This window comes from Pseudochelatococcus lubricantis, from assembly GCF_011762225.1.
Classification (GTDB): domain Bacteria; phylum Pseudomonadota; class Alphaproteobacteria; order Rhizobiales; family Beijerinckiaceae; genus Pseudochelatococcus; species Pseudochelatococcus lubricantis.
In genome coordinates this window covers 298,160-324,121 of the sequence record NZ_JAASQI010000004.1, presented here as the reverse complement: position 1 = coordinate 324,121, position 25,962 = coordinate 298,160, and the positions used below count along the sequence as shown (strand labels likewise).

The window sequence follows — 25,962 nt, the reverse complement described above, 5'->3', positions numbered from 1 at the left end:
ATGAGCGCAATACAAGTAAGCTAGAGTCGATAGGCTCCTCTGCCAATAGAAAATACCGCAATTTGCGCAGTGCTCTCCTAAATGTGAGAGGCGCGTTACATGCGTATTTTTTGAACAGCGTGCTGTTTATTCAATCATTTTCGGGCATGCTGTCGTCTCGTCGGAGAAGGCGGGTCTGAGCGATTGACCGGAGCCCGTCGCCGGGCCACATGACATGAAAGCGACCGCCGAATCCGGTTTGCCATCTTACTGTCAAAGAACGATCAAATTGACATAATCGGATCAAAAAAGCGCGGCCTCCAGCTTGTTCGGCCCGCCTTTTGTTGACAGGAGTTGCCCCTTCTTCAACTAGTGGCCGCTGTAGCGCTTGGCGGAGAAGGCTTTTTCTTCCTTCCATCCCCTGTTCCGGCGGGGGGCGCCACCCGCAGCGAGATCGTAACCGATGTGAGGCGGCTATGGCGGATTTCAATCTGTTGGAGGGGAGTGACTGGGAGACGAAGCTCTCCAGCAGCCACGTGACCTACGCCCTCGTGCCGGAAAGCACGGCCGCCGGCAGCGCCGGGTATAAAACCGCCGAATGGAGCGCCTACCAGAAAAGCCGGGTCGCCGAGGCGCTGGCGCTGTTTTCGGCCGCGACCAATCTGACATTTGAACTCGTCGAGGACGACCAGAACGCAATCTTCCGTCTTGCGCTGACCGACGAAACGCACTTCACCGATCTGGAACCGTTCCATGTACCCGGCGGCGAGGACGACGGTCCCGGCATCCTTGGCGACGGCTTCCAGACCGATACACTGAACGACATCGCGCGCATGGCCTTCAGGGACTTTACCCCGGCACCCGATGCGATCGCCGGAATGGCGGAGCTGTATCCGGTTGCCTTCGGCAGGGCGTCCGAGCCCTCGGGACCGACCAGCCAGAGCAACACCGTCAACAAGGACGCGGCGTAGTTCGTCGCCTCCGGCGAGATCGCCGGCCGACCTTCCGTGCAGAAACAGGCGCGTTTTCGACAACACGATTGTTTCATGACAATGGGCTGCCGTTCATCCGGGCGGCCGACCGATCGCCTTTGTGCGGGAATCCTGACAAGTGATGTCAGAGCCGCAGGCTTTATCGGTTCCGGCTGGGCAGTATCCTCTTTCGCACGCGGATGGCCGGGAAACCGGGCTGCGCGGCCGGTAGACGGGGTGTCCGACGCCACGACTGCAACTGTCATTTTCTGACGATTATATACTGACAGTCAACCGGTGCGCTGACGTTCACATCGGGAAAGGGCGATCGGTGCGACTTCTGAACGACATGCCGGACGGGGAGTTCAACGAGGGCACCTTCGAGCTTCGTCTGCCCGGGCCAGGCCGCGCCGACGACCGGGCGCGGGCACTCGCCCGGCTGGTCGCCAGCGGGGTGGATAAGGACGATCCCGCCGGTGAAGCGTGCGCCGATTCGTTCATCGCCGTCTTCTCCGTCCATCTGCTGCGCAAGCATCCGTCCGTGAAGGATCCGGGGCCTAGCCAGTTCAGCGGCGGGCTGTCGCCGGGCACGTGGCGGCGGGTCAATGACTTCATACACGGCCATCTGGGCGAAGCCCTGTCGCTGCAGCGCATGGCGGCCGTTGCCCGGCTGTCGTCCAGCCACTTCGCGCGGGCGTTCAGGGAAAGCACGGGGAACTCTCCGCATCGGTATGTGGTCGCCTGCCGTCTGGCCCGCGCCCGCAAGTTGATTATCGACACGTTCATGCCGCTGGCCGAGGTGGCGAAGGCGTGCGGATTCTCCAGCAACAGCCATCTGACGGCGACGATGAGACAGGCCTGGGGCGTGACGCCGACGGACCTTCGAAGGCAGCGATAACATCGCTTCGCGATGCGCACGGCCGGCCGGGAAGCGGCCCGCCTGCGCGGCGGGTGTCAGATGCCGGCCGCCCCAATCTTCCGGCTGCCGGGAAGGCCGTTCCGCAGGTTGGCGCTCCAGACCTCGTCGGAGGAAAAATTCCATGGCGGCGGAACCCCGTCGCGCACCCGGTGCAGGTCGCGCAGCTCCGCCGCCGGCATGCCGTCGTCCACCAGCCCCAGTTGCTGGAACAGGCTCAGCGCATAGCCGGGAACCCACCGCCGCACGTCATGCCACGGAACGGGCAGGAAGCTATCCGGAGCGAGGTTCATGAGCGTGGTCATGCAGCTTTCGCGGAGCGTCGAATAGAAGCGCGGGCGCTCGTGAAGCTCGTTGACGAACGTCAGCAGGCGGGTGAAATACGCGCGAATGGCCTCCGGGCTCGCATGCATCGGGTAGATTTGAAGCTCGTCGGGAGGCGTCCGGGCGAGCCGCTGCCAGAGCAGATCGCGCTCGGTCGCGAGTTCGGCGAAGAGCTGTTCGTGCCGGAAAAGGCCGGCGAGCGGATCGAACCGGCCGCCTTTGACGCGCCGGGCCTCCATCGACACGACGACATGCCGTCCATCCGCAAAGCCGAAGGACAGCATGACGTGCGCCAGCGCCTTCACCGCGCCGAAGGGCTGGATGATCAGGTCAACGCCGTCGAGCTGCGAGAGATCGAAGGTGGCCGTGGTCCAGCGCACGTCCGACTCCTCGCCGGGACGATGGACCGCGTCCCTGAAATTGAAGATGGTCGCGCGGTTTCCCTCGATGACGGCGTGGGCGGTCCTGCTCTGGAGATCGACCCAGTCACGCTCGACGGGCTCCTTGGCGAGAAAGGCGGCCGTGAGAAGCGCGATGCTCCCCAGCGCAGCCGCCCGCCGGGACCGGCGCCACGCGCCGGGAGCGAACCACAGGGCGAGGATGGCGATGGGGAACAGCCAGCTACCCGCACTCCGCAGCCACTCAGGCCACGGAAGCCAGTAATGGATTGCCAGCGCGCCATAAAGGCTCGCTGCCGTGACGAGCACGCCGAGCGCGATATTGGCGGTTCGGGCCAGCAATCCCATCGGGTTCCCCTGTTGCTGCGCGCTGCGCCCCGGTCTCCCGGACGTCGGCACGGCTCATGCGGTGCAGACATTCGCCGTACAGACATTTGAAGCCATTTTCGTGACATGTCCATCGCCGGCGGATCCTTCCGGCAGATCCTTCCTGCAAGCGTCTCCGGCGAGTGCGGCTGTCCGCGTCCGAGGGGAAGCGGTTTTTCGGACGCCGCACCAGCCGGATGGCGGTCAGTACGAGGCGAACCTGACCGTCAGCGCGCCCTTGGCGGTCAGGCCGGAGCCTGCCTGGGAGTGGCGATACTCGGTGTATTGCTGGTCGAACAGGTTCTGGACGGAGAAGTCCGCCCGGACGTTCTCGTTGTACGCATAGGAGGCGAACACGTCGACGAGATGGTAGGCCTCGCTGGGCGTCGATCCGCTTTTCTTGGCCGCAAAGTATGTCCAGCGCGCGCCGACGGTGAGCTTGTCGTCGAAGAAGCGCAGGCCGACGGTGGAGCCGATCCGGGCGGGCGGTGCCGATGCGAGCGGCAGGTTTTCCGTGCGGTTCTTGCCGTTCGTCCGCGCGGCCGCGAGCGTGATGAAGCCGCCGCCCCAGTCGTAGGCCGCCTCCAGTTCCGCGCCCTCAAGCCTGGCCTTGGCGATGTTCTGGTACTGCTGGTCGTACAGCGGGATGCACAGCCGTGGCGAGTAGCGGCACACGCTTGCGGGCATGCCGGGAATCACGGGCGTGAGCTGCGGGGCGCCCACATCGACCATATCGATGTAATCGTCGACGTCGTTACGGTAGACGTTGATCTTGCCGCGCACCTTGTCGCCGGTCTTCAGCACGTCGTCATAGGAGATATTGACGCCGCCCTCGATATTGTGCGCCGTTTCGGGCTTCAGGTCCGGGTTGGGCAGGATGTCGAACGCCGGGAAGGGGTGCGTGCCGCTGATGAGCGTTTCGCTGATCGATGGCGCCCTGTAGCCTTCGGCGTAAGTGGCATAGAGTTCGATGCCCTGCACGGGCGTCACGCCGACGGTGATCTTGGGCGAAACCCTGTCGCCGCTGCTGCTGAACCCGTTCCCGTCGAGATCGTAGGAATCGAAACGCAGGGCACCGATGACGCGCAGCCAGTCGTTGTAGCGCAGCTCGTCCTGGATGAAGCCGCCGAAGAGGTTGCGCTTGCCGCCCGGCGTGAAGGCCGAACCGAAGCCGCCGGCCTGATCGGTGACCGTCACATCGTCCCACACGCCGTCGACGCCGAATGTCAGCGCGTGGTCGATCGGGCCGGTCGAGAAACGGGCGGTGTTGTGGATGTCGATGCCGTATGTCCCGAGGTCGAACGTGCGCCGCGATCCCGCATCCGCGTCGAACTGCTGGAAGGTGGAACTCGGCGAGAGGATCCGCTGCTCATTCTTCGTCGCGGCGTAATAGCCGCGCACGGACAGGTCGAGCCACGGAACGTCCGGGCGGGAGAACGTGTAGCCCAGCGTGTAGGTGCCGCTGGTGACGTGACTCCTGAACACCGTCGAGCTGCCGTTCTCGAACGTGTAATCCTGATAGAGCGCGGTGCCCGAGACGGTGTGGCCCTCCGCCGGGCGCACGTTGAACTTGAACAGGCCGGCGGAGAGGTCGGAGCCGGTCCTGTCGATGCGGTTGCCGTCGCCGTCGTTGTAGGGGCGCTTGTCGCGGAACACGAACTGGCCGTAGACATCCGCCGCCGTGCCGATGCGGAACCCGCCGGCTGTGCTGCTCAGGAAGCCCGAGCCGTTGGAGCCGTAGCCCGTCTTCTGCTCCGCGCCGTAGCGTTCGTTCTCGCGCAGAAGGTCGTCGATGCCGCGGGTGGTGAACGACGCCACACCGCCGATGGCACCCGAACCGTAGATGTTTGAGACCGGTCCGCGGACGATATCCACGCTGCCGATGAGTTCCGGGTCCAGATAGAAGACACCGTTGGCGCCGTGGCCGCTGGTCTGGAAGTTCTGCCGCGCACCGTCGACGAGCACGTTCACGCGGCCGAAGTCCTGCAGGCCGCGGATGTTGATGGCCTGCGCCGGGTCGTCCTGGGAAAGCTGCACGGTGACGCCCGGCACGTTGCGCAGCAGCTCGCTGACCGAGCCGGACTGCTGCAGGGCGATGTCGTCGCGCGTCACCACGCTGGCACCGGCGAGCGTATCGACAAGGCGCTCGCGGGTGCGTGTCGCCACCACCGTCACGGTATCGAGCACGAGCGGCGTACCGACGTCCTGTTCGTCCACGGCGGCAGCGGGGGCGGCCGCTCCGGAGGTGTTGCGGGAGGCGTTCGTCTGCGCGTCGGCCCGCACGGACAGGGCGGCCATCGACACGGTCGCAAGCAGGGAAACTGCGGCAACGCGCAGCATGAAAACGGGTGAAGCCATCGGCAAGGCCTTCTTGATGAAGGGATTGTTGATTGAGGTTGTGCGGGGCGGCTGGCTGGCGGAGCGGAATCCACGCTGGCTTGCGATGACCTCGTCAAATATATCGTTTATTGTTATGCAATAGCTAAGTCAATTACACGCGATTTGTTTGGAATTCTTATAATAAAAATATCCGAACAAACATTGCAAAAGCTCGTAGAATGGAAATGTTATATATAAAATGACCAGAGAAGAAGCCGGCATTAAGCTTGAGGCGGAGCATGAAGACGATGTTCTTGCGGCGCGGCAGCCGCACGGGCCGCAACCTGTGCCGCAGCCCGATCCGCCCGCCGAACGGGATTTGCGCGACATCATGGGAGATGCCCGGGAAGTTCTTCTGGTTCACAACGGAGAGCGGTACAGGCTGCGCATCACATCGCGCGGCAAGCTCATCCTGACGAAGTGAGCAGCGCGCGCAGGCGCAAGCGTGCCTGCCGGGCGCCCGGCGCATCGCCGGCGGTTTCCGGGCCGGCGGCTATCCGGCCCGGTCTCACGGCATCAAGCGGCGGACGGAGAACCGGAGCCTCACCGCCGGCCTGTCTTATTGCCGATGCATGATCTTTTCGGGATCGTGCGTCAGAGTTCCTTCGCGATTTCCCGCAGCCGGTACTTCTGGATCTTGCCCGTCGAGGTTTTCGGGATCTCCGTGAAGATCACGGTGCGCGGGCACTTGAAGTGTGCCAGGTGCTTGCGGCAATGCGCGATGATGTCCTCTTCCGTCACCGTCTCGCCGGGCTTCAGGTCCACGTAGGCGATGGGCGTTTCGCCCCATTTCTCGTCGGGCCGGGCCACCACCGCGCAGGAGGAGACGGCGGGGTGCCTGTAGATCGCGTCCTCGACCTCGATGGAGGAGATGTTCTCGCCACCGGAGATGATGATGTCCTTCGAGCGGTCCTTGAGCTGGACATAGCCGTCCGGGTACATCACGCCGAGGTCGCCGGAATGGAACCAGCCACCTTCGAACGCTTCCTCGGTGGCGGGCCGGTTCTTGAGATAGCCCTTCATGACGATGTTGCCGCGGAACATCACCTCGCCGATGGTCTCGCCGTCGGCGGGCACCCTCTCCATCGTGACGGGGTCGATCACCGCAAGGTCTTCGAGGGCGGCGTAGCGCACGCCCTGGCGCGCCTTCTTCGCGGCGCGCGCTTCCTTGTCCAGTTCGTCCCATTCCGGCTGCCATTCGTTGACGACGGAGGGGCCGTAGGTTTCGGTCAGCCCGTAGAGATGGGTGACGGCGAAGCCGGCGTCCGCCATGCCGGCCAGCACCGATTCCGGCGGCGGCGCGGCGGCGGTATTGAAAGTCACCGTCTGCGGGAAGGTCCGCTTGTCAGCGGAGGGCACGTTGAGCAGCGCGGACATGACGATAGGCGCGCCGCACAGGTGCGTGACGCCGTGGTCGGCGATCGCCGCATAGATCGCCTTTGCCCGCACCCAGCGCAGGCACACGTGCGTGCCGGCCGTCAGCGCCAGCGTCCACGGGAAGCACCAGCCGTTGCAGTGGAACATCGGCAGCGTCCACAGATAGACGGAGTACCGCCCCATGCCAGCATGGATCGTGTTGGTATAGGCCATCAGCGCCGCGCCGCGGTGATGGTAGACCACACCCTTGGGATTGCCCGTGGTGCCCGAGGTATAGTTGAGGGCGATGGCATCCCATTCGTCATCGGGCCGCGACCACACGAAATCCTCGTCGCCGGAGGCCACGAACTCTTCGTAGTCGAGGGTGCCGATGCGCTCGTGCCTGGGATAGGGCGCGTCGTCGCCGTATTCGGGATCGTCGAAGTCGATCACCAGCGGCTTCACGCTGGCGAGCGCGAGCGCCTCTTTCACCACGCGCGAGAACTCGCGGTCGACGATGAGCACCTTCGATTCGGCATGGTCGAGCTGGAAGGCGAGAATCGGCGCGTCGAGGCGCGTGTTGAGCGAGTGCAGCACGGCCTTGACCATCGGCACGCCGAAGTGCGCTTCCAGCATGGGCGGCGTGTTGGACAGCATCACCGACACGGTGTCACCCTTGCCGATGCCGAGCTTCGCGAGCGCCGAGGCGAGCCGGAGCGAACGGCGCCAGAACTCGCTGTACGTCCAGCGCGATGCGCCGTGGATAATCGCCACCTGGGAAGGGAACACCTTCGCCGCGCGTTCCAGATAGGAAATGGGCGTCAGCGGCTGGTAGTTGGCCGGGTTCTTGTCGAGGTCTGTCGCGTAGGGACTGGTCATGAAGTTTCCTCCTGATGGCCGCGATTATGCACATCGGCACGCCGGCGTCATTTGGCCGAAAGTTCGACAGCCGTATGCCGGATGCGTGCCGCGGACAGCCTTCCGGATCGTGCCATAAGTGGAGGAGCGCGCCATTATAAAAAATGGAGATTCCGGTTGCAGGCCGGCCGGTTGCGCCAGCCGCGCGAAGGGCCGCCATGCCGCGCGGGCCCGTCCGGGACGCCCGATTTTCGTGCCTGAACTTTCTGCGCTTGACTTGGAGTGCGCTCCAACCCGTAGCTTCCGTTGCGTCGTGACGAAGGCAGGGCTCATGAAGATCGGCGAACTGGCGAGGCGTTGCGGGCTGTCGGCCCATACGATCCGTTACTACGAGCGGATCGGGCTGCTGCCGCACGCCGACCGGGACCGGTCCGGGCAACGTGACTATGATGCCTCCATCCTGATCTGGATCGACTTTCTTGGCCGCCTGAAGGCGACGGGAATGCCGATTCGCGACATGCTGCGCTATGCGGCTCTGCGGGAGCGCGGCACCGGCACGGCGGCCGAGCGCCGTCTGCTGCTGGAGCAGCATCGCGAGCAGGTGCGCGCCAGGGTGGCCGAACTGCAGGACTGCCTTCTCGTCCTCGACACCAAGATCGCCGGCTATGCCGACACGGAACGAAGGATGCAGGAATATGACGCAACACCACCGGAGCGCCGGCGAAAGCCGGCTGGAACGCGGACAACGCGCGCTCGCTGAGATCGATGGCGAGGCGGGCGGCAAGGTCATTGCCGCCCTCGCCGATATCGCCCCTGACTTCGCCACCTACTTGCTGGAGTTCCCGTTCGGCGACATCTACAGCCGTCCGGGCCTCGACATCCGCGCCCGCGAGATCGCGACCATCGCCGCGCTTACGGCGATGGGGAACGCCGGTCCGCAATTGCGAGTCCATATCGAGGCCGGGCTGAACGTCGGCCTCAGCCGCGGAGAGATCACGGAGGTCATCATGCAGATGGCCGTCTACGCCGGTTTTCCGGCCGCGCTCAACGGCCTGTTCGCGGCGAAAGAAGTGTTCGCGCGTCAGGACGCGGAAAACGCGAAGCCGGGGGAGGCGGCCTGACGGCGGCATCGCGCCGCCAGTCGGCGCAGATTGCTCCGGACGGAAGGGGCGGGATGGCGATGTCGGCCGACTGTTGTCGACAGGGAAGCGCGTTCTTCCAGTACTGAAGCTGCGTATTATTTCGTTTTCGATAGTGAACGACGGCAGCGCAGAATTGACGCCGTCGTCTTATCGCACGGCCCGGCGGCTGATGGACGGGCGGGTCTACCTCGCGCCCCCCCCCCGCGGGCGGACCGGAGGAAAATATCGTTGCCGGCGGGTAAAGAAAAAATGAGCCCACGGCTTTCCGCAGGTGGGGGGTATTCCGGCTAGAGTTGCCCGATTCGGCGTCTCGGCGAGGAGACGGAGCGGCGGCATGGTCCCGATTCCTGTCGGCAGCTCCGGTTCCGTGCCGCGCACGCGGCAATCGCCTCATCGGCCCCCGGCATCCCGGAACCACACGGAACGATCATGACCGACAACCGCAACGCCCCGTCTTCCATCAGCCTCGAACACGACACGCCGGAACTGGCCGAGACCTACGACCGCACCAGCGACCGCCAGTTCGAGCACGGCAAGATCCTCGTCGCCAGCCTGAACCCGAAGCCGGGCGAGCATGTGCTCGACGTCGGCGCGGGCACCGGGCGCCTCGCCGAGCATGTCGTTTCCCTGACCGGTCCGTCCGGGCGCGTCGTCGCCGTCGACCCGCTGCCGCTGCGTGTCGAACTGGCGCGCAAGCGCGGCCAGGGGCGGTTCGAGACGCAGGTCGCGCAGGCCGAGGACCTCTCCGCCTTCCCGGACGCCAGCTTCGATGTGGTCTATCTCAACAGCGTCTTCCATTGGGTGGAGGACAAGCCGCGCGCGTTGGCGGAAGCTCGTCGCGTGCTGAAACCGGGCGGGCGACTGGGCCTGAATACCCAGAACCCTGACAGGCCGCACGAATTGCGTCAGTTCATCGCCGAGGCCATCGCCGTCACCGGCCTGCCGTTTTCCGCCGCCGAGGTGCAGCCGACTGTCGGCGTTCCGCAGGCGGAGCTGGAGCCGCTGATAACAGCCGCCGGCTTCAGCAATTATATCGGAACGCTATACAGCTTCACCGATTTTTACGACGGTGTGGATGCGCTGATCGCCTCGTCGACCAGCAGCTCCTTCGGCAACTTCCTCGCCGTGCTGTCGCCGGAGCAGCAGGCCCGTCTGCGCCAGGAGATCGAGCGGCTGATCGAGACGCGGCGCACGCCCGAGGGCTTCAGGTTCACCCGCCATCTGACCTTCGCCACCGCCCGGGCCTGATTCCCGGAGGCGGCGCCGGCGGGAACGGAGACTACGCCGCGGGGGCCTTCACCGCATAGGCGGCGAGGAAGACCCTCACGGCACTCGCCACCGTGGCGTCGATCGTGGCCGGCGCCGGCGCCGTGTCGCCGCCGAACATCAGTCCCTTGACGATGTTGCCCTGGCACAGGTTGAAGAACTGGAAGGCGGCCATCTCGCAGTCATCGATCCTGAGGCGGCCGTGCCGGGTCTGGTCGGCGAGCAGGTCGGCAAGGCGCCTGCCGCCCATGCAGGGGCCGGTCTCGAAAAAGGCCTGGCCAATGCGTGGAAATTTCTCGGCCGCGCCCATCACCAGACGCACCAGCCGGATGTGGTCGGGCCGCACCATCATGGTCATGAAGGACGTCCCGATCCGGCGCAGCAGGCCCTCGACATCCGGATCCCCGGGATCGAATTCGAACAGCCGCTCCGCGGACTGGCTGCGGTCCACCTTGACGAGGGCCTGGAACAGCTCTTCCTTGCTGTCGAAATAGGCGTAGATCGTCGCCTTGGAGACGCCCGCCGCGCGGGCGATCTCGTCCATGCTGGAGCCATCGAACCCCTTGTCGAAAAACACGCGCCGCGCGCCATCGATGATGTCGCGGCGTTTCTTCGATTCCGTGTCCGTCCGTCCGTCCGTTGCCGGAACATGACGAGCGGCGCTGTGGTCGGGTCTGTTCATGGATGCCTCTTCGTCCACTGAAATAAGGCGCCGGGAAGCCCCTGTCAAAATATTTGACTAAACCGTTCAGTTTGATATTGTCACCACCATCGTAGAACTGAACGGTTTAGTCAAGCTCCAGGCGGGAAGAGAACGGACAAATGGTGCAGGCAGACAAGGTGGAAGCGGTAGCGCGGCCGCAGGGGCGGGGGGCCGTGTCGCTGCGCGGCAGGCCGCAGGTCGATGCCGTTCCCGACGAAGTGCCGGACGCGGCGGCTGTCGCGCCGGTGAAGCGCCGTCCGCGCCGGCGGCTGGTGATCGCCGGCGTTCTCGTGGCGCTGCTGGCCGGCGGTGCCTGGTACGGGCGCGAGTGGTGGCAGGTCGGCCGTTTCCAGGTGTCGACCGACGATGCCTATGTCGGGGCCGATACTTCCGTGCTCGCGGCCAAGGTCGGCGGGCATGTCGTCAGCGTCGACGTCACCTCCAACCAGTGGGTGAAGGCGGGCGACGTGCTCGTGCGCATCGACGACGGCGACTACGGCCTCGCGCTGCGTGCGGCGCAGGACAAGATCGCCACGCAGGAGGCGGCGCTCGGCCGCTTCGACGAGCAGATCAGGGCGGGGCAGACCAATGTCGATCAGGCAAAGGCACAGCTCGCCGCCGCGAAGGCCGAGCTGACGCGCGCGAGCGTGGAATACGAGCGCCAGAACCAGCTTGCCCGCTCCGACTTCGCCAGCCGCTCGGCGCTCGACAACGCGCGTGCCGCGCGCGACAAGGCGCAGGCGAATACGGATGCGGCGATCGCCGCCATCGCCTCGGCGCAGGCCGCCATCGCGGTGCTGGCTGCGCAGCGCACGGAGGCCGCCCGCCAGCTTGAGGAATATCGCACCGCGCGCGACAGGGCACAGCGCGACCTCGATTTCACCGTGGTGCGCGCGCCATTCGACGGCGTCGTCGGCAACCGGGCGGTGCAGGTGGGCCAGCTCGTGCAGCCCGGCACGCGCCTCGCGGCGCTGGTGCCGCTCGACGCCGTCTATGTCGACGCGAACTTCAAGGAAACCCAGCTCGGGCGCATCCAGCTGGGCCAGAAGGTGCATATCGTGGTCGACGCCTATCCGGATGAGGATTTCCAGGGCACGGTGCAGAGCATTTCCCCTGCTTCCGGCTCCGTGTTCAGCCTGTTGCCGCCGGAGAACGCCACCGGCAATTTCACCAAGATCGTGCAGCGTATTCCGGTGCGCGTGGCGCTCGATCCGGCGGCGACGGGCAAGCATGAACTGCGTCCGGGCATGTCGGTCACCGCGGTGGTCGATACCCGCACCGGTGGCCATTCGTGACGACGGGGAAGGGCGCCGTGTCCGGCGCCACGGCCCTCCCGGCCCAGCCGGCAGGATCGGCCCAGCCGGCAGGATCGGCCCAGCTCGACGGAAGGCGGATGTTCGCCTTCTTTTGCATGGTGCTGGGCATGTTCATGGCGATTCTGGACATACAGATCGTCTCGGCCTCGCTCGCCGAAATCCAGGCGGGGCTCGCCGCCTCGTCGGACGAGATATCCTGGGTGCAGACATCCTATCTCATCGCCGAGGTGGTGATGATCCCGCTGTCCGGCTTCCTGTCGCGCGCGCTGTCCACGCGCTGGCTGTTCGTCGGTTCGGCCGCGGGCTTCACGGCCATGAGCTTCCTGTGCGCGACGGCGACGACGATCGACCAGATGATCATCTACCGCGCGCTTCAGGGGTTTCTCGGCGGCGGCATGATCCCGACCGTGTTCGCCTCGGCCTACGCGGTGTTCCCGCGTGAGAAGCAGCCCATCGTCGCGCCGATGATCGGCCTCGTCGCCACGCTTGCTCCCACCATCGGGCCGACGGTGGGCGGCTATCTGACCGACCTTTTCTCCTGGCACTGGCTGTTTCTGGTGAACGTGGTGCCGGGCATCTTCGTCATCATCGCCACGGCGACCCTGGTCGATTTCGACGAGCCGGACTTCGCACTGCTCGACCGCTTCGACTGGTGGGGCCTGCTGTTCATGGCCGGCTTTCTGGGCAGCCTCGAATTCGTGCTGGAGGAGGGCCCGACCAACGACTGGTTCGCGGATGAGGCGATCCTGTTCTTCACCGTCATCTGCGCCGTCTCGTCCATCGCATTCTTCGCCCGGGCGCTGACGGCGGCGGAGCCGGTGGTGGATCTGCGCGCATTCCTCAACCGCAACTTCGCCACGGGTTCGGCCTTCAGCTTCGTGATGGGCATCGGGCTCTACGGGCTGACCTATCTCTACCCCCTCTATCTCGGCCGCGTGCGGGGCTATTCGGCGCTCATGATCGGCGAGACCATGTTCGTGACGGGCATCTCTATGTTCCTCGCCGCGCCCCTCGTCGGGCGGCTGACGACGAAGCTCGACCCGCGCCTGATGATCGGCATCGGCTTCGCCGGGTTCGCGCTCGGCACCTGGCAGGTGACCGGGATCACCAAGGACTGGGACTTCTGGGAATTGCTCGTGCCCCAGATCCTGCGCGGCACTTCGCTGATGCTGGCCATGGTGCCCATCAACAATCTCTCTCTTGGCACGCTGCCCCCGGCCCAGCTCAAGAACGCCTCGGGCCTGTTCAACCTCACACGCAATCTGGGCGGCGCTGTCGGCCTCGCGCTCATCAACACGGTGCTGAACAACCGCTGGGATCTGCACCTCGTCCGCTTGCACGAGCATGTGCAATGGGCGAGCGCCACGGCCGTCGAGCGGCTGGGCAACATGGCGCAGGCCTTCGCCGGCCTCGGCTCGGACGCGCAGTCCGCCGCGCTGAAACAGATGGCGGGGCTGGTGCGGCGGGAAGCGCTCGTCATGGCCTTCGCCGACGTCTTCTTCCTGCTCACCTTCCTGTTCCTCAGCCTCGTGATCGCCGTGCCGCTGATGCGCCGGCCGGCGCAGCCCGGTGCGGGCGGGGGCGGGCATTGACCGGCTTGGCGTGCCGTTCAGACGTCCCGGTCCGCGCCCCAATGCCGCGAGATGCGCGGCAGGCTGGTCTCGATCCAGTCCGCCAGATCGCGGACCTTCTCCGCCGCTTCCTCGCCGAGCGGCGTGAGGGTGTATTCCACATGCGGCGGCACGATCTTGTAGGCCTTGCGTTCGACCATGCCATCGTTTTCCAGCCATTGCAGCGTCTGCGCCAGCATGCGCTCGCTGACGCCGCCGATCCGGCGGCGGAGATCGCCGAAGCGCAGCGTGCCCGACCGCAGCGCGATCAGGACCAGCACGCCCCAGCGGCTGGTGAGATGCCGGAGCACCTCCCGCGAGGGACAGGCCGCCGCCATCAGATCGCCGCGCCCGAGCTTCTCGGACAGCGACAGCGGCCGTTGCGGCGCGGGGGTGAGACGATTGGCAGCGGAAGACATTCAAGCTAACCTTTTTGTGCGTACTTACGAAAAGTCACCGAAGGCGGTATATGACATGGATTACCCAACGCAACAAGGAGTTCGCCCATGACTATCGCCGTTACCGGAGCAACCGGCCATCTCGGCCGCCTCGTCATCGCGAAGCTGAAGGAGAAGGTCGCCCCTTCCGATATCGTCGCGCTCGTGCGCGATCCCGCCAGGGCCGCCGATCTCGGCGTCGAAGCCCGCGCGGCGGACTACGAGAAGCCCGAAACCCTGGAGAAGGCGCTCGCGGGCGTCGACAGGCTTCTGCTCGTTTCCTCGAACGCTATCGGCCAGCGTGCCGTGCAGCACCGCAACGTCATCGATGCGGCGAAGAAGGCGGGCGTGAAGGAGATCGTCTACACCAGCCTGCTGCATGCCGACACCTCGCCCCTGACCGTGCTGGCGGAGGAGCATGTCGCGACCGAGGCGGCGCTGAAGGCGTCGGGCATTCCCCACGTGATCCTGCGCAACGGCTGGTACACCGAAAACTACACCGGCTCTGTGCCCGGCGCGGTGCAGGCGGGCGTCTTCGCCGGCAGCGCGGGCGAGGGCCGGATATCGTCGGCGACGCGCGCCGACTACGCCGAGGCCGCGGCCGTCGTTCTCGCGGGTGAGGGCCATGCCGGCAAGGTCTATGAACTCGCCGGCGACGACGCCTACACGCTCGCCGGCCTCGCCGCCGAAATCTCGAAGCAGACCGGCAAGGACATTCCCTACAGGAACCTGCCGCAAGCGGAATATGCCGCCGTTCTCAAGGGCGTCGGCCTGCCGGAAGGCCTCGCGGAAGCCATCGCGCTCTTCGACGTCGGCGCCTCCCAGGACGGGCTGTTCGACGACGGCCATCAGCTCTCGACGCTGATCGGCCGTCCGACGACGCCGCTCGCGGATGCTGTCGCGGCGGCCCTGAAGGCGTAGTACCGCGCGAAACATCGCGATGCCGGTCCCGGCCGTTCCGGCGGGGCCGGCATCGTCACACGGTTGTGAGATGTCCGGGGGGCGCGGCCAAGCTATCGGTCGGTGCGGAACGGACGCAACGGAGGCATGGTCCCATGAGCATCGTCGCCACGCGCAGGGCGCTTCTCGGCTTGGCTGGCGCCGCATCGCTGTCGGCGGCAATGGCCGGCGCCGTGCGGGCGGAGGGTGGAAGCTCCACCGCTTCCGCAGGGCCGGGCTTCGCGAACGGCACGCCTGTCAGCATTGGCGCGGCGGCGTTGCGGGTGCTCCGGCGCGATACGATGACGGCCTTCTACCGCGATGCCATCGGCCTGTCGCTGCTGGCGGAGGCGGACGGCCGGTCGGTGCTGGGCGTCGACGGCATTCCCCTGCTGACGCTCATCGATGCACCGGATGCGTCGTTCGAGCCGCCGACGCAGGCGGGGCTTTTTCATATCGCCTTCCTGATGCCGGAGCGCCGCGATCTGGCGCAATGGCTGGTGCACGCGGCTTACACCCGCGTGCCGCTGTCCGGCTTCGCCGACCACAATGTCAGCGAAGCCGTCTATCTGGACGATCCCGAAGGCAACGGGCTCGAAATCTATGCCGATCGTCCCGCCGACCGCTGGGAGTGGAAGGACGGCGTCGTCACCATGGGCACGCATCAGCTCGACATGGACGCCATCCTCGACCTGACGACGACGGAACGGGACACCTACCGCGGCGCGCCCGCCGGCCTGCGCATCGGCCACATCCACCTGCGCGTCGGCGACATTCCCGCCGGGCGCGGGTTTTACGAAAGGGCGCTCGGCCTCGCGTCCACGCGGGGCGACCGGCGTGATGCGGCCTTCCTGTCCTCGGGCGGCTATCACCACCACGTGGCGCTCAATGTCTGGAACAGCGCGGGCGCCGGCAGGCGCGATCCGCGCAGCACCGGGCTCGACTGGTTTTCCCTGCGCGTACGGGAGGCCGCGATTGTCGAAGCACAGTCGGCGCGCCTCGCCGCTGGCGGTCTGGCCGTGACGCCAGTGGAAAACGGCGTGGAGGCGCTCGACCCCTGGGGAACGCGGGTGCGGCTGCTGTCCGGCGCGGCATGACCCGGCCCGCAATCCTCCTGATCCGGCCAACGGTCCCGGTCCGGCGAAGCGCGTCCCGGTGCATTCCCGTGCGGCCGCCGGCGGCGCGGCACGCCGGTGACGTCCTATGACGATGTCCTCCTCCCCGGTGCTGCCGTCTCACCTGACCTTGCGCAAGCTCCGGATCGCGACCGGGCTTGTCATGTTCGTCTTCATGACGACGCACCTTCTCAACCATTCGCTGAACCTGATATCGCTGCCCGTGGCCGAGTCGGGGCTGCGATGGTTCGCGGCGTTCTGGGGTTCGGCGGCCGGCGGTGTGCTGCTCTACGGCGCGGTGCTGACCCACATCGGGCTGGTGCTCCATGCGCTTTACCGGCGCTGCAGCCTGCGCATGCAGCCGGAGGAAGCCTTTCAGCTCGTGCTCGGCCTGCTCATCCCGCTGTTCCTGATCGATCACGTGGTCGCCACGCGCGTCGCCCACGCCTTGCATGGCGAAAGGATCACCTATGAATCGGTGATCCGCTCGCTGTGGGTGACCACGCCGGTGTCGGGCGTGCGCCAGACGGTGGCGCTCGTCGTGGCATGGGCTCACGGCTGCATCGGCCTGCATTTCTGGCTGCGCTACCGCGACTGGTATCGGGATGCGTCGCCCTCGCTGCTCATGGGAGCGACGCTGTTGCCGGTGCTGGCGCTGCTCGGCTTTTCGGAAACCGGGCGCCTCCTCGCGCGGGCGCCGGCCCCCGTGTCGCCGCTGCCCGAACCGGAGGTGCTGGCGTCTGCGGACGCGGGCCTGCAGCTGGCGCGGTTGACGCTCTACGGCGCGTTCGGCGGCCTCCTCGCCGGCACGTTCGGGCTGCGTGGCCTGCGCCAATGGCGGGAGCGCGGCGCGACCATCGTGGTCCACTATCCGGGCAACCGCAATGTCAGGGTGCCGCGCGGCTTCACCGTGCTGGAGGCGAGCCGTGTCGGCCGCATTCCCCACTATGCCGTCTGCGGCGGCAAGGGCCGCTGCTCCACCTGCCGGGTGGAGGTGCTGGGCGATCCGGCCGCACTGCCGCCGCCGGACGAGCTGGAAAAGGCGACGCTGGAGCGGGTCGGCGCGCCGCCCGGCGTTCGCCTCGCCTGCCAGCTGCGGCCCGCGCACGACATCAGCGTAGCGCCCGTCCTCGTGCCGCACCGCAAGCGCAGCCGGCTGCTGGACGTCCGCGAGATGTCGCCGGGGCGGGAGCAGGAGATCGCGGTGATGTTCTGCGACATGCGCAACTTCACGGGCATGACCGAGAAGCGCCTGCCTTACGACACGGTGTTCCTCCTCAACCGCTATTTTGCCCTCGTCGGGCAGGCGGTCGAGGAGAGCGGCGGGCGCATCGACAAGTTCATCGGCGACGGGGCGATGGCGCTGTTCGGCATCGACAGCACGCCGCGCGACGGCTGCCGCGCCGCCTTGCGGGCGGCACGCAAGATCGCGGAGGACATCGAGCGGCTGCATCGTGAACTCGGCCTCGAATTTCCCGCGCCGTTGCGCGTCGCCATCGGCATCCATGCCGGACCGGCCGTCATCGGCGTCATGGGCTATGGCCGCGCGCGCAGCCTTACCGCCGTCGGCGACACCGTGAACGTCGCGAGCCGGCTGGAATCCGTCGCCAAGGAGCGCAACGCCACGCTTGTCGTGTCCGAGCCCGTCATGCGCATGGCACAGGTCGACACCGACGGCCTTCCCGCCGATGTCATCCAGGTTCGCGGGCGCGCGAAGCAGCTGCGCGTCTTCGTCGATCCGCCCGTTTCGCCGCCCTGATGCGCCTTTTGGGCGGGCGGCTTCAGTTCCGCGAGAGCGCAACGACCGGGTCGAGCCGGGCGGCGCTGCGGGCGGGCAGGAAGCCGAAGGCGACGCCGATCGCGGTCGAGCACAGCAGCGAGGCGGCAATCGCCGTCGGCGAGTAGATGAGGCTGAAGCTCGAACCGAGGAGATCGAACACGACTCCGAAGCTCAGCGCGAGGCCGATGCCACCCAGACCGCCGATGAAGCAGACGACGATAGCCTCGATGAGGAACTGCTGCATGATATCGCTCTGGCGCGCGCCGACCGCCATGCGCACGCCGATCTCGCCCACCCGTTCGGAAACCGTGACCAGCATGATGTTCATCACGCCGATGCCGCCGACGAGAAGCGAGATCAGCGCGATGGCGGCGATCAGCAGGGTCAGCGTTTCCGTGGTGCTGGTGATCGTCTGGCGGATGTCGTCCGTGTTGAGGATGAAGAAGTCCCGGGTGCCGTGGCGGGCGGTGAGAAAGGCCGTCGCCGCCTGCTCGGCCACGGCGGTCGACACGTCGTCGCTGACGCGCACCGTGATGCTGCGCAGCGTCGTGTTCCCCAGGAGCCGCGTCTGCACGGTGGTGTAGGGCAGATAAACGGACGGGTTCTGGCTGGAGCCGAAGCCGCTCTGCTGCGGCAGCGTGACGCCGACGATGCGCGCCGGCATCTTGCCGACAAGGATGACCTGCCCCACCGGGCTGCCGGGGAAGTTCGCGAACAGGGCCTTGCGGGTGTTTTCGTCGATCACAGCGTCCTGCGCCATCTGGCGCACGCCGGCGGTGTCGAAGAACTGCCCCTCCGCCAGCTTCACGCCGCGGGCGTCGAAGTATTGCTCGCCGACGCCGTTGACCATCGCGTTGATGGAAACCGCGCCGAACTGCAGCAGGTCATTCGTCGACACCGTCGGCGTAACGGCGGCGACGTAGGGCTGCGCGGCCAGCGCATGGGCATCCGCGACGACGAGCGTCGTGATCTTGCCTGAGCGCGTGTCGCCGAAATCCCTGCCCGCGAAAATCTCCAGCGTGTTGGTGCCGAGGCTGCTGATGTTGGCGAGCACCTGCTGCTGCGACCCCGTGCCGAGCGCCACCACGCAGACGACGGACGCGATACCGATGATGATGCCGAGCATGGTGAGGAAGGTGCGCAGCCGGTGTGCCCGCATCGACAGGAAGGCCATGCGGAACGCCTCGCGGAACCGGTCCGCACCCGCCCGCCATGGCCGCCGCGGTCGGGCGCCGTCCTCCGGCGGGGCGGCAGGCGCCGGGCGCGCGTCCGTGTCCGGAGTGACCTCAGGCTGCGTCTGCCTGTCGGCGACGATGGCGCCGTCGCTGATCTCGATGATCCGTTGCGCGCGCGCGGCCACCGTCATGTCGTGGGTGACGATGATGACCGTCTTGCCGGTGGCGTTCAGCTCCTGCAGGATGCCGAGCACTTCCTCGCCGCTGCGCCGGTCGAGCGCGCCCGTCGGTTCGTCCGCCAGAATGACGTTGGCGCCGTTCATGAGCGCGCGGGCGATGGACACACGCTGCTGCTGTCCGCCTGACAGCTGCCCCGGCCGATGGTTCAGGCGGTCGGCCATGCCGAGGCGGCCGAGCAGTTGCGCCGCGTGCTTCCCGCGCTCCGCCGGTGACAGGCCCGCGTAGATGGCCGGGATTTCGACATTGCCCACCGCCGTCAGCTCCGGCAGCAGGTGGTAGCGCTGGAAGATGAAGCCGAAATGCTCGCGCCGCAGGGCGGCGAGCGCATCGCTGTCGAGTTCGGACGTCTCCCGCCCGTCGATCCGGTAATGGCCTGCGGTCGGCCTGTCGAGGCAGCCGAGGATGTTCATCAGCGTCGATTTGCCCGAGCCGGAAGCGCCGACGATGGCCACCATCTCTCCGGCGCGGATCGTCAGGTCGATATCCTTCAGCACGACGAGCGTGCCGTCACCGGCCGGAAACTCGCGGCGCAGTTTTTCGAGGACGATGAGCGGCGCGCCGTCCGCTCCCGCGCTGCCGGGCCGTTGCGTGCTCATCGCGTCAGAACCCCATTGGCGAGGGCGGGCCGCGCCGGGCGGGCGTCGCGCTGGTGGCCGTCGCCGAATAGGTGCCCATCACGATCCGCTCACCCTCCTCAAGACCGGAGAGTACCTCGGCCGTAATCTTGTTATTGAGGCCGATTTTCACCTGCCGCGTCGCGATCTGCCCGGAGGGCTCCAGCACCTGCACGCCATGAGTGCCGTCCCCGCCCGCGGCGCCGAGCGCCGTCGCGGGAATGGTGAGCGCGCCCTGCGCGCGCCCAAGCACGATGTGCACCTCCGCCGTCATGTAGGTGCGCAGCCGGCCGTCCGGGTTCGGGATGTCGAAGACGCCGTTGTAATAGATTGCCGTGGAGGCGGTCGAGGACGACGAGGACGCACTGCTGAGCGAGGTGCTAAGGCTGCTGTCGCTGGTGATGGATTCGGGGGCGGGCTCGATGCGCCGCAGGGTGGCGTCGTAGCGCCGGTCCGGCTCACCGAGGATGGTGAAGTAGACCGGCTGGCCCGGCGCGACCCGGACGACATCGGCTTCGGAAATCTCCGCCCGCACGGTCATTGTGTCGAGCTGCCCGAGAACGACGATGGTCGGGGCGGACTGGACGGCATTCACCGTCTGCCCCTCCTGCGATACGACGGCCAGCACCGTTCCGTCGATGGGCGCGGTGATGCGGGTGTAGCCGAGGTTGGCGCGTGCGTTCTCGACGGCGACTTCAGACTCGATAATCTGGGCGTCAAGGGCTTCGATCTGGGCGCGGATCACGCCGACGTCGGCCTGCGCCGTATCGAGATCCGCCTGCGAGGAGGCGCGCTGTGCCGCCATCCGGCGCTGGCGCTCCAGCGTGATCTCGGCGAGCTTGAGGCTCGCCTGTTTCTCGGTCCGCTGCGCGCGGACGTTCGCGAGCGCGGCCTGCGCGGTGCGTAGCGCGTTTTCCTGCGTGACCGAATCGATTTCCGCGATCAGGTCGCCCGCCTTCACCTGCTGCCCGAGTTCGACATGCAGCGTGGTGACCCGCCCGGACACCTGCGCGCCGACCGCGACCAGCCGCACGGGCTTGAGGATGCCGGTGGCGAGTACGGTCACCTCGATGTCCCCGCGCGTCACGGGCGCGGTCATCACGTTGGCGGATTGCGCGGCCGTCCGGTTTTTCTGCCAGAACCAGTATCCCGCGCCGGCGCCGGCGACGGTCAGCAGGAGGAGCAGGATTCTCGTGATCGTCCGCGCCCGGTTTCCAGCACTCATGAACGGCCCGGTTCCCACGAGGGGAAGGACGTGGCGGAGAAGGTCATGCGTGTGCTCCCGTTCCAGGCAAGTCGATGCGTGCGATCAGTCCGTGCGGCGTGTTTTCGTGCAGCGAGAGCCGCCCGCCGTGGGCGCGGGCGAGCGAGCGGGCGATGGCGAGGCCGAGCCCGAACCCCTGGCCGGAGCGCACGGGACGCTCCTCTTCCACTCGGCCGAACGGCTTCAGCGCGGCTTCCCGGCGGGCCACCGGGATGCCGGGCCCGTCGTCCTCCACCGTCAGCACGATGCCGTTGCCCTCGCCGTAGCGCAAGCGGACGACGACGTGGCGGGCGTAGCGCACGGCGTTGTCGACGAGGTTCGTCAGCACGCGGTGCATGTCGTCGAGCCGCCCGAGGCAGACGAGATGGTCCGGCCCCACATAGGTGACAGGATGGCCGAGATCCGAGAATTCGTCGGCGACGGTCTGCGCGATGCTGGCGAGATCGATGGTGGAGAGCGCGGCCTCCGCCCGCTCGTCACGGATGAACGACAGCGCCGAACGCAGCATGGCGTTCACCTGGTCGAGATCGCGCTCCATCTGCGCGCGCGCGGCCGCATCCTCGATGAACTCCGTCCGCAGCCGCAGGCGGGTGATGGGTGTCCGCAGGTCGTGGCTGACGGCGAGCAGCATCTGGGTGCGCTCGTCGACCAGTTCCTTGATGCGGTCGCGCATCCGGTTGAATGCGCGCGCGGCACGCTGAAGCTCTTCCGGTCCCTGTTCGGGCAGCGGCAGGTGCTCCCTGTTGACGTCGAAGCTCTCAGCCGCTTCCGTGAACCGGCGCAGCGGCGCCGTCACCGCCGTGATCGCCCAGACGGTCAGCAAGACGAGCACCGGCATGAGGAAGCCCAGCATCACCAGCAGACGGATCGAGACCGGCGGGGCCGACGGCCCTTCCGGCACGCCGGAGGCCGCCAGGACGATGCCGTTCGACAGCCGCAGCGCGATTTGTTCCGGCGCGTCGGGCGTCTCCGGACGGTGAAAGACGGCGACATCGGCGCCGAGGCGGTGGGCGATGACACGTGCAGGCGGCGTGTCCGGCGAAGCTGAGGCCGCCGCCCACGGCGGCAACTGCATGGATACAGTGAGCCAAGGATACTCCCGCGCCACAGCGACGGTGAGGGCGATGCGCGCCGCGCCGTCGGGAATGGTCTCGAACAGGCGGGCGATGGTGACGAGTTCCCATTCCCGGCGTTCGTTCTCATGCTCGGCGGGCGCGGGCACAAGAAGGAAGAAGGCCGCCGATATCACGATCTGCGACAGAATGACCGAGGCAATGATCAGCAGCGCGATCTGCCCGGCGATGCGGCGCGGATGGAAAACTTTCACAAAACCGGGAATCATTGCCGCTCCACCCTGGCGGCGAACATGTAGCCGCTGTTGCGCACGGTCTTGATGAAATGGGGGTCGCGCGGGTCCTGCTCCAGCTTCTGCCGCAGGCGGCTGATCAGGATATCGACGCTGCGGTCGAACGGCCCGGCTTCCCGTCCCCGCGTCAGGTCAAGCAACTGCTCGCGCGTCAGCACGCGCTGCGGACGCATGCAGAGCGCGAGCAGCAGGTCGAACTCCGCCCCGGTCACCGCAACCCGCGCGCCGTTCGGATCGGTGAGGTGATGCTGGCGCGCGTCCACCACCCAGCCATCGAACGTGTAGATGGCCATGTCCTTCCCGGCGAGCGCGCCGTCCTGCGCCGTGCGCCGCAGCACGGCGCGGATGCGTGCCATCAGTTCGCGAGGGTTGAACGGTTTGACGAGATAGTCGTCGGCGCCCATCTCCAGCCCGACGATGCGGTCTATCTCGTCGCCGCGCGCTGTCAGCATCAGCACCGGAACCGTGGAACCGCCGCGCAGGCGGCGGCAGATGCTGAGCCCGTCCTCGCCCGGCAGCATGAGATCGAGCACGATGAGGTCGATGCGGGCGTCGGCAAGGATGCGGTCCATGGCGCGACCGTTTGCGGCGACCGATGTCCTGAAGCCGTTCTTGTCCAGATAGCGGGCAATGAGCGTGCTTATATCCGGATCGTCCTCGACGACGAGGATATGAGGCTCGTCACTCATGTCCCGCACGGGCTCCTTCACTGCGAATGTTTGCACTGCGAATGCTTGCTTGCGGAACCAGTTAGCCCATTAGCGGAACCGAGGAAATCACAAATTTTTTTCCGGTTGTTTCCCGGCGCGCGGGGGAAACAACCGGAAACAATCGGAAACAAACACTCTTCCGGCCTGAATATGGGAGAAACAAACGCCGGCGATGGTGCGGCATCGCGAAGGAGTTTCGGATGCATGCACGTCTTCCGCTGCCGTCGTGGCGCGCCTGGAGCCAGATCGTGCCGCGCGGCCTGCCGCCCTATAACAGAACGACGAAAATGCTGATCGCGCTCGGCATACCGGGCCTTGCCGCCGTTGCCGTTGCCGGCGCTCTCTTCATGACGGCGAAGCGCGAGGCGCTCGACGGCTATACGCTCGTGCGGCTGCGGACCATCGAGGCGCAAGCTGAACAGATCGAGGGTGACTACATCCTGCTCGCAGGCGATTCCCACACCGAGCGGCTGTACCTGCCCACGCTCTGCGGCCTGCCGACGCTCAACGCCGGCCTCTCTGGCGCGACGCTCGACGACGTGTCGTCGGTGATCGCCGCAGCGAAGATCAGGCCGCCGAAGCTGACGCTGCTCACCATCGGCACGAACGAGGCCAATCTCAAGCGCAGGCCCGACGCCTACGATGCCGTCATCCGCTTCCGGCGGAATCTGGACAATCTGCTGTCCGTGCTGCGCTGGCGGTCGCGTCGGGTGGTCGTCTCGCAGATTCCGCCGTTGCAGGAGGGCGGGGCGGCGGCATTCTCCAGCTCCGCCATTGCCGCGTTCGACGCCGTCATCGGCAACACCTGCACGGGGGAGACATGCGCGCGCGTCGCGCTGTTTCCCCCCGCCGATGCCGGAAGCGAGGACGGCGCGCTCTATGCCATGGACGGCATCCACATCAACCGCCTTGCCGACAGGATCAACGTTCATGCTCGCGAGATATGCAGTAATTCAAATTAAATTTCGATTAAAACGAAATATTTAATAATGAAAATAAAATTCAGAAAAATATGAAAAATGACAAGGAGCAGCATATGTTGGATATACAGCTCATCAGCATCGCGGTCACATCGTTTATCGGATTCGTGAACGCGGTTCCGCCCCGCCTGATCCTGCGGCGGCTAAGGATGGCGCGGGGCAAGGGAGAAGGCCGATGAAGACGGTGGTCGTCCTGATGCTGCTGGCCGGTTGCGATTGCGACGGCGTCGTGTGCAGGGACGTCCGCACGGTGTCGTCCGGCTGGTCGAGCGTCGAGGCCTGCCGGGCCGCGATCGGCAAACAGATCGCGTCGGAGCGCGCGTCCTATCCGCTCGTGACCGCCCGCTGCACGGTGAAAACTCCCGGGAGCGCGCCGCTCCTGCTTTCGCATTACGGCGATCCGGCATCGCCTGCCGCCATCCCGCCCCTCGACGTTTCGCCACCAGCCGGGCCCGCGCGGCCGTCGGGCACGCGGGAGCATGTCGTCGCCTTCCTTGACAGTTCCGTCGCGTCGGTCAGAGCCACGGTCGCGTCGGCCGGAGGCATCGCGGCGGGCGAACTGTTGAGCTGGCTACGCCTGCCGTTATAGGCGGCGGCACCTCCTACGGCGCGGCGAACTCCAGATCGAACCATGCACCGGGTTCGAGTGTGCGCGTGTCGAAGAGCTGCGCCCGTGCCGCGATCGTCGCCAGCGTTTCGGTATCGGGAACGCCCTCATAGGCACCCACGCGCGTCGAGACCACGGCGCGCCGTTGCCGTCCGTCGGGTGCGGTCTCGGGCAGCACCTTGTCTGTGACGACGGGCGGCGTGCCGTTCCTGCTGCCGTGATGGCTGACCTTGAGAAAATGCACGGGCCGCAAGAGCCCCCGACGGTCCATGATCTCCCAGCTTTTCTCTTCCGCATCGCCCGGAAACAGCAGACGCCAGCCTTCCCATTCGAGTTCGATCACCACGCTCGAATTGTTGGCGGCCTTGTCGATGGTACGCAGATTGCCCGCCATGCCGTTCGAGCGGAAACGGACGAGATCGAAAAAATCGCCGGCGGAGACGCCGGCCGGCGGCGTGACCGTCTGCGCGGGAAAGGCGGTCGGCACGGCATTGCCCGCCATGGCGCCGAACATGTCCGGCCCCAGCCGGCCGTAATAGATCGATGTATCCTCCTCCGGGGCGAGGATGCGCACCTGCGTGCGGCGGAACGGGTGGCTGCCGCCGACCGGCGCCTCACGATGAATATAGAGCGGATGGTCCGCGAGCTTGCGGATATGGTCGACGCAGTCCTTGCTGGCACGCGGGTTGTTGATGGCCAACAGCGCGGCGACGCCCGGCGGCACGGGCGCGGCGCTCTTGCGGAAGAACTTCGTCACGCTCCTGATGAGGGCGAGCGCGAGGGAACGTTTCTTCCGTGCCTCCGGAAAGCGCCGGTAATAGTCTTCCGCCGACGAGGCGGTCATCCATACCCGCGCCGCGCGCACGGTAATATCGAGCTTCTTCGCACCGTACAGCAGCCCCTGGATATGGTCCATGTGCTCATGGGTCATCAGATAAAGGTCGACCGGCTTGCCGGCGAGTTCGTCCCGGATGTTTTCGAGCACCTTCCTGAAGACGGAATCGTCGCCGCCGGCGCCGGCGAGCGCGTTGCCGACGTCGATCAGCAGATGGACGACAGTCTCCTCGCCATTGCCGTCGATCTCGGGAATGCTGACCAGAATGGCGTCGCCGAACAGCACGTTGTAGATGCGGACCCTGAGCGCCTGCATG

23 protein-coding genes are annotated in these 25,962 nt (G+C 66.4%); 13 read left to right on the top strand and 10 right to left on the bottom strand.

All coding sequences use genetic code 11. From position 1 onward, the window contains the following. Positions 1-455 precede the first annotated feature (455 nt). Both FHS82_RS10740 and FHS82_RS10735 read left to right on the top strand, forming a co-directional pair. Positions 456-950: a hypothetical protein gene (locus FHS82_RS10740; RefSeq protein ID WP_166952268.1), complete on the top strand. Its 495-nt coding sequence runs from the start codon at positions 456-458 to the stop codon at positions 948-950. Positions 951-1,281: 331 nt separating this feature from the next. Next, positions 1,282-1,848, top strand: a complete 567-nt coding sequence (locus FHS82_RS10735; protein WP_166952265.1) for a helix-turn-helix domain-containing protein — start codon at positions 1,282-1,284, stop codon at positions 1,846-1,848. Between the two features lie 56 nt (positions 1,849-1,904). Here FHS82_RS10735 and FHS82_RS10730 read toward each other — a convergent pair whose 3' ends face one another. Together FHS82_RS10730 and FHS82_RS10725 are read right to left on the bottom strand one after the other, a co-directional pair. Continuing rightward, positions 1,905-2,936: an Lnb N-terminal periplasmic domain-containing protein gene (locus tag FHS82_RS10730; protein ID WP_166952262.1), complete on the bottom strand. Its 1,032-nt coding sequence runs from the start codon at positions 2,934-2,936 to the stop codon at positions 1,905-1,907. A gap of 222 nt (positions 2,937-3,158) precedes the next feature. Further along, complete coding sequence (locus tag FHS82_RS10725; RefSeq protein ID WP_246225280.1) at positions 3,159-5,312, bottom strand: TonB-dependent hemoglobin/transferrin/lactoferrin family receptor; 2,154 nt, start codon at positions 5,310-5,312, stop codon at positions 3,159-3,161. Positions 5,313-5,532: 220 nt separating this feature from the next. Between FHS82_RS10725 and hemP the strand changes: the two genes are divergently transcribed. Then, a complete protein-coding gene (gene hemP, locus FHS82_RS10720; RefSeq protein ID WP_166952259.1) occupies positions 5,533-5,757 on the top strand; it encodes a hemin uptake protein HemP in 225 nt (74 codons plus the stop codon). Positions 5,758-5,927: 170 nt separating this feature from the next. Here the strand turns inward: hemP and FHS82_RS10715 are convergent, their stop codons facing one another. Continuing rightward, entirely contained in the window at positions 5,928-7,568 is a 1,641-nt protein-coding gene (locus tag FHS82_RS10715; protein WP_166952256.1) for an acyl-CoA synthetase, read from the bottom strand. 310 nt (positions 7,569-7,878) lie between these two features. Between FHS82_RS10715 and FHS82_RS10710 the strand changes: the two genes are divergently transcribed. The 3 genes from FHS82_RS10710 to FHS82_RS10700 all read left to right on the top strand — a co-directional run bounded on the left by FHS82_RS10710 (position 7,879) and on the right by FHS82_RS10700 (position 9,937). Further along, positions 7,879-8,307 carry a MerR family transcriptional regulator gene (locus tag FHS82_RS10710; protein WP_166952253.1) on the top strand — a complete coding sequence of 143 codons (429 nt, stop codon included), beginning with the start codon at positions 7,879-7,881 and terminating at the stop codon, positions 8,305-8,307. Then, entirely contained in the window at positions 8,243-8,668 is a 426-nt protein-coding gene (locus FHS82_RS10705) for a carboxymuconolactone decarboxylase family protein (protein WP_166952250.1), read from the top strand. Before FHS82_RS10710 ends, FHS82_RS10705 begins: the two co-directional genes overlap by 65 nt. Positions 8,669-9,118: 450 nt before the next feature. Further along, positions 9,119-9,937 (top strand): class I SAM-dependent methyltransferase, encoded by an 819-nt coding sequence (locus tag FHS82_RS10700; protein ID WP_166952247.1) that lies wholly within the window; start codon positions 9,119-9,121, stop codon positions 9,935-9,937. 31 nt (positions 9,938-9,968) lie between these two features. Here FHS82_RS10700 and FHS82_RS10695 read toward each other — a convergent pair whose 3' ends face one another. Continuing rightward, positions 9,969-10,637, bottom strand: coding sequence for a TetR/AcrR family transcriptional regulator (locus FHS82_RS10695; protein WP_166952244.1), 669 nt, complete (start codon positions 10,635-10,637; stop codon positions 9,969-9,971). Positions 10,638-10,777: 140 nt separating this feature from the next. Between FHS82_RS10695 and FHS82_RS10690 the strand changes: the two genes are divergently transcribed. Then, positions 10,778-11,953: an HlyD family secretion protein gene (locus FHS82_RS10690; RefSeq protein WP_166952241.1), complete on the top strand. Its 1,176-nt coding sequence runs from the start codon at positions 10,778-10,780 to the stop codon at positions 11,951-11,953. A 98-nt stretch (positions 11,954-12,051) separates the two neighbouring features. Next, complete coding sequence (locus FHS82_RS10685) at positions 12,052-13,566, top strand: DHA2 family efflux MFS transporter permease subunit (RefSeq protein ID WP_166952238.1); 1,515 nt, start codon at positions 12,052-12,054, stop codon at positions 13,564-13,566. Between the two features lie 17 nt (positions 13,567-13,583). Here FHS82_RS10685 and FHS82_RS10680 read toward each other — a convergent pair whose 3' ends face one another. After that, complete coding sequence (locus FHS82_RS10680) at positions 13,584-14,003, bottom strand: winged helix-turn-helix transcriptional regulator (protein ID WP_166952235.1); 420 nt, start codon at positions 14,001-14,003, stop codon at positions 13,584-13,586. Positions 14,004-14,090: 87 nt separating this feature from the next. Here FHS82_RS10680 and FHS82_RS10675 point away from each other — a divergent pair, with 87 nt between their 5' ends. From FHS82_RS10675 to FHS82_RS10665, 3 genes are all read left to right on the top strand, one after another. Beyond that, a complete protein-coding gene (locus FHS82_RS10675; protein ID WP_166952232.1) occupies positions 14,091-14,942 on the top strand; it encodes an SDR family oxidoreductase in 852 nt (283 codons plus the stop codon). Between the two features lie 134 nt (positions 14,943-15,076). Then, positions 15,077-16,057 carry a VOC family protein gene (locus tag FHS82_RS10670; RefSeq protein WP_208394185.1) on the top strand — a complete coding sequence of 327 codons (981 nt, stop codon included), beginning with the start codon at positions 15,077-15,079 and terminating at the stop codon, positions 16,055-16,057. A gap of 106 nt (positions 16,058-16,163) precedes the next feature. Next, positions 16,164-17,834 (top strand): adenylate/guanylate cyclase domain-containing protein, encoded by a 1,671-nt coding sequence (locus FHS82_RS10665; RefSeq protein ID WP_166952229.1) that lies wholly within the window; start codon positions 16,164-16,166, stop codon positions 17,832-17,834. Between the two features lie 22 nt (positions 17,835-17,856). Here the strand turns inward: FHS82_RS10665 and FHS82_RS10660 are convergent, their stop codons facing one another. Genes FHS82_RS10660 through FHS82_RS10645 form a run of 4 tightly spaced genes read right to left on the bottom strand, consistent with a single transcriptional unit; the run spans position 17,857 to position 23,203 of the window. Beyond that, on the bottom strand, positions 17,857-19,866 hold the full coding sequence (locus FHS82_RS10660; protein WP_166952226.1) for a MacB family efflux pump subunit: 2,010 nt from the start codon (positions 19,864-19,866) through the stop codon (positions 17,857-17,859). A 4-nt stretch (positions 19,867-19,870) separates the two neighbouring features. Then, positions 19,871-21,109, bottom strand: a complete 1,239-nt coding sequence (locus FHS82_RS10655; RefSeq protein ID WP_166952223.1) for an efflux RND transporter periplasmic adaptor subunit — start codon at positions 21,107-21,109, stop codon at positions 19,871-19,873. Between the two features lie 43 nt (positions 21,110-21,152). Further along, positions 21,153-22,490, bottom strand: a complete 1,338-nt coding sequence (locus FHS82_RS10650) for an ATP-binding protein (protein WP_166952220.1) — start codon at positions 22,488-22,490, stop codon at positions 21,153-21,155. Beyond that, positions 22,487-23,203 (bottom strand): response regulator, encoded by a 717-nt coding sequence (locus tag FHS82_RS10645; protein WP_166952217.1) that lies wholly within the window; start codon positions 23,201-23,203, stop codon positions 22,487-22,489. Before FHS82_RS10645 ends, FHS82_RS10650 begins: the two co-directional genes overlap by 4 nt. A gap of 221 nt (positions 23,204-23,424) precedes the next feature. Between FHS82_RS10645 and FHS82_RS10640 the strand changes: the two genes are divergently transcribed. Then, complete coding sequence (locus tag FHS82_RS10640) at positions 23,425-24,186, top strand: SGNH/GDSL hydrolase family protein (RefSeq protein ID WP_166952214.1); 762 nt, start codon at positions 23,425-23,427, stop codon at positions 24,184-24,186. A 193-nt stretch (positions 24,187-24,379) separates the two neighbouring features. Next, the gene (locus FHS82_RS10635; protein ID WP_166952211.1) at positions 24,380-24,793 is read left to right on the top strand and encodes a hypothetical protein; all 414 of its coding nucleotides are present in this window, start codon (positions 24,380-24,382) and stop codon (positions 24,791-24,793) included. Positions 24,794-24,806: 13 nt separating this feature from the next. Here FHS82_RS10635 and FHS82_RS10630 read toward each other — a convergent pair whose 3' ends face one another. Continuing rightward, the gene (locus tag FHS82_RS10630) at positions 24,807-25,961 is read right to left on the bottom strand and encodes a ComEC/Rec2 family competence protein (RefSeq protein WP_166952208.1); all 1,155 of its coding nucleotides are present in this window, start codon (positions 25,959-25,961) and stop codon (positions 24,807-24,809) included. Between the last annotated feature and the right edge of the window lies 1 nt (position 25,962).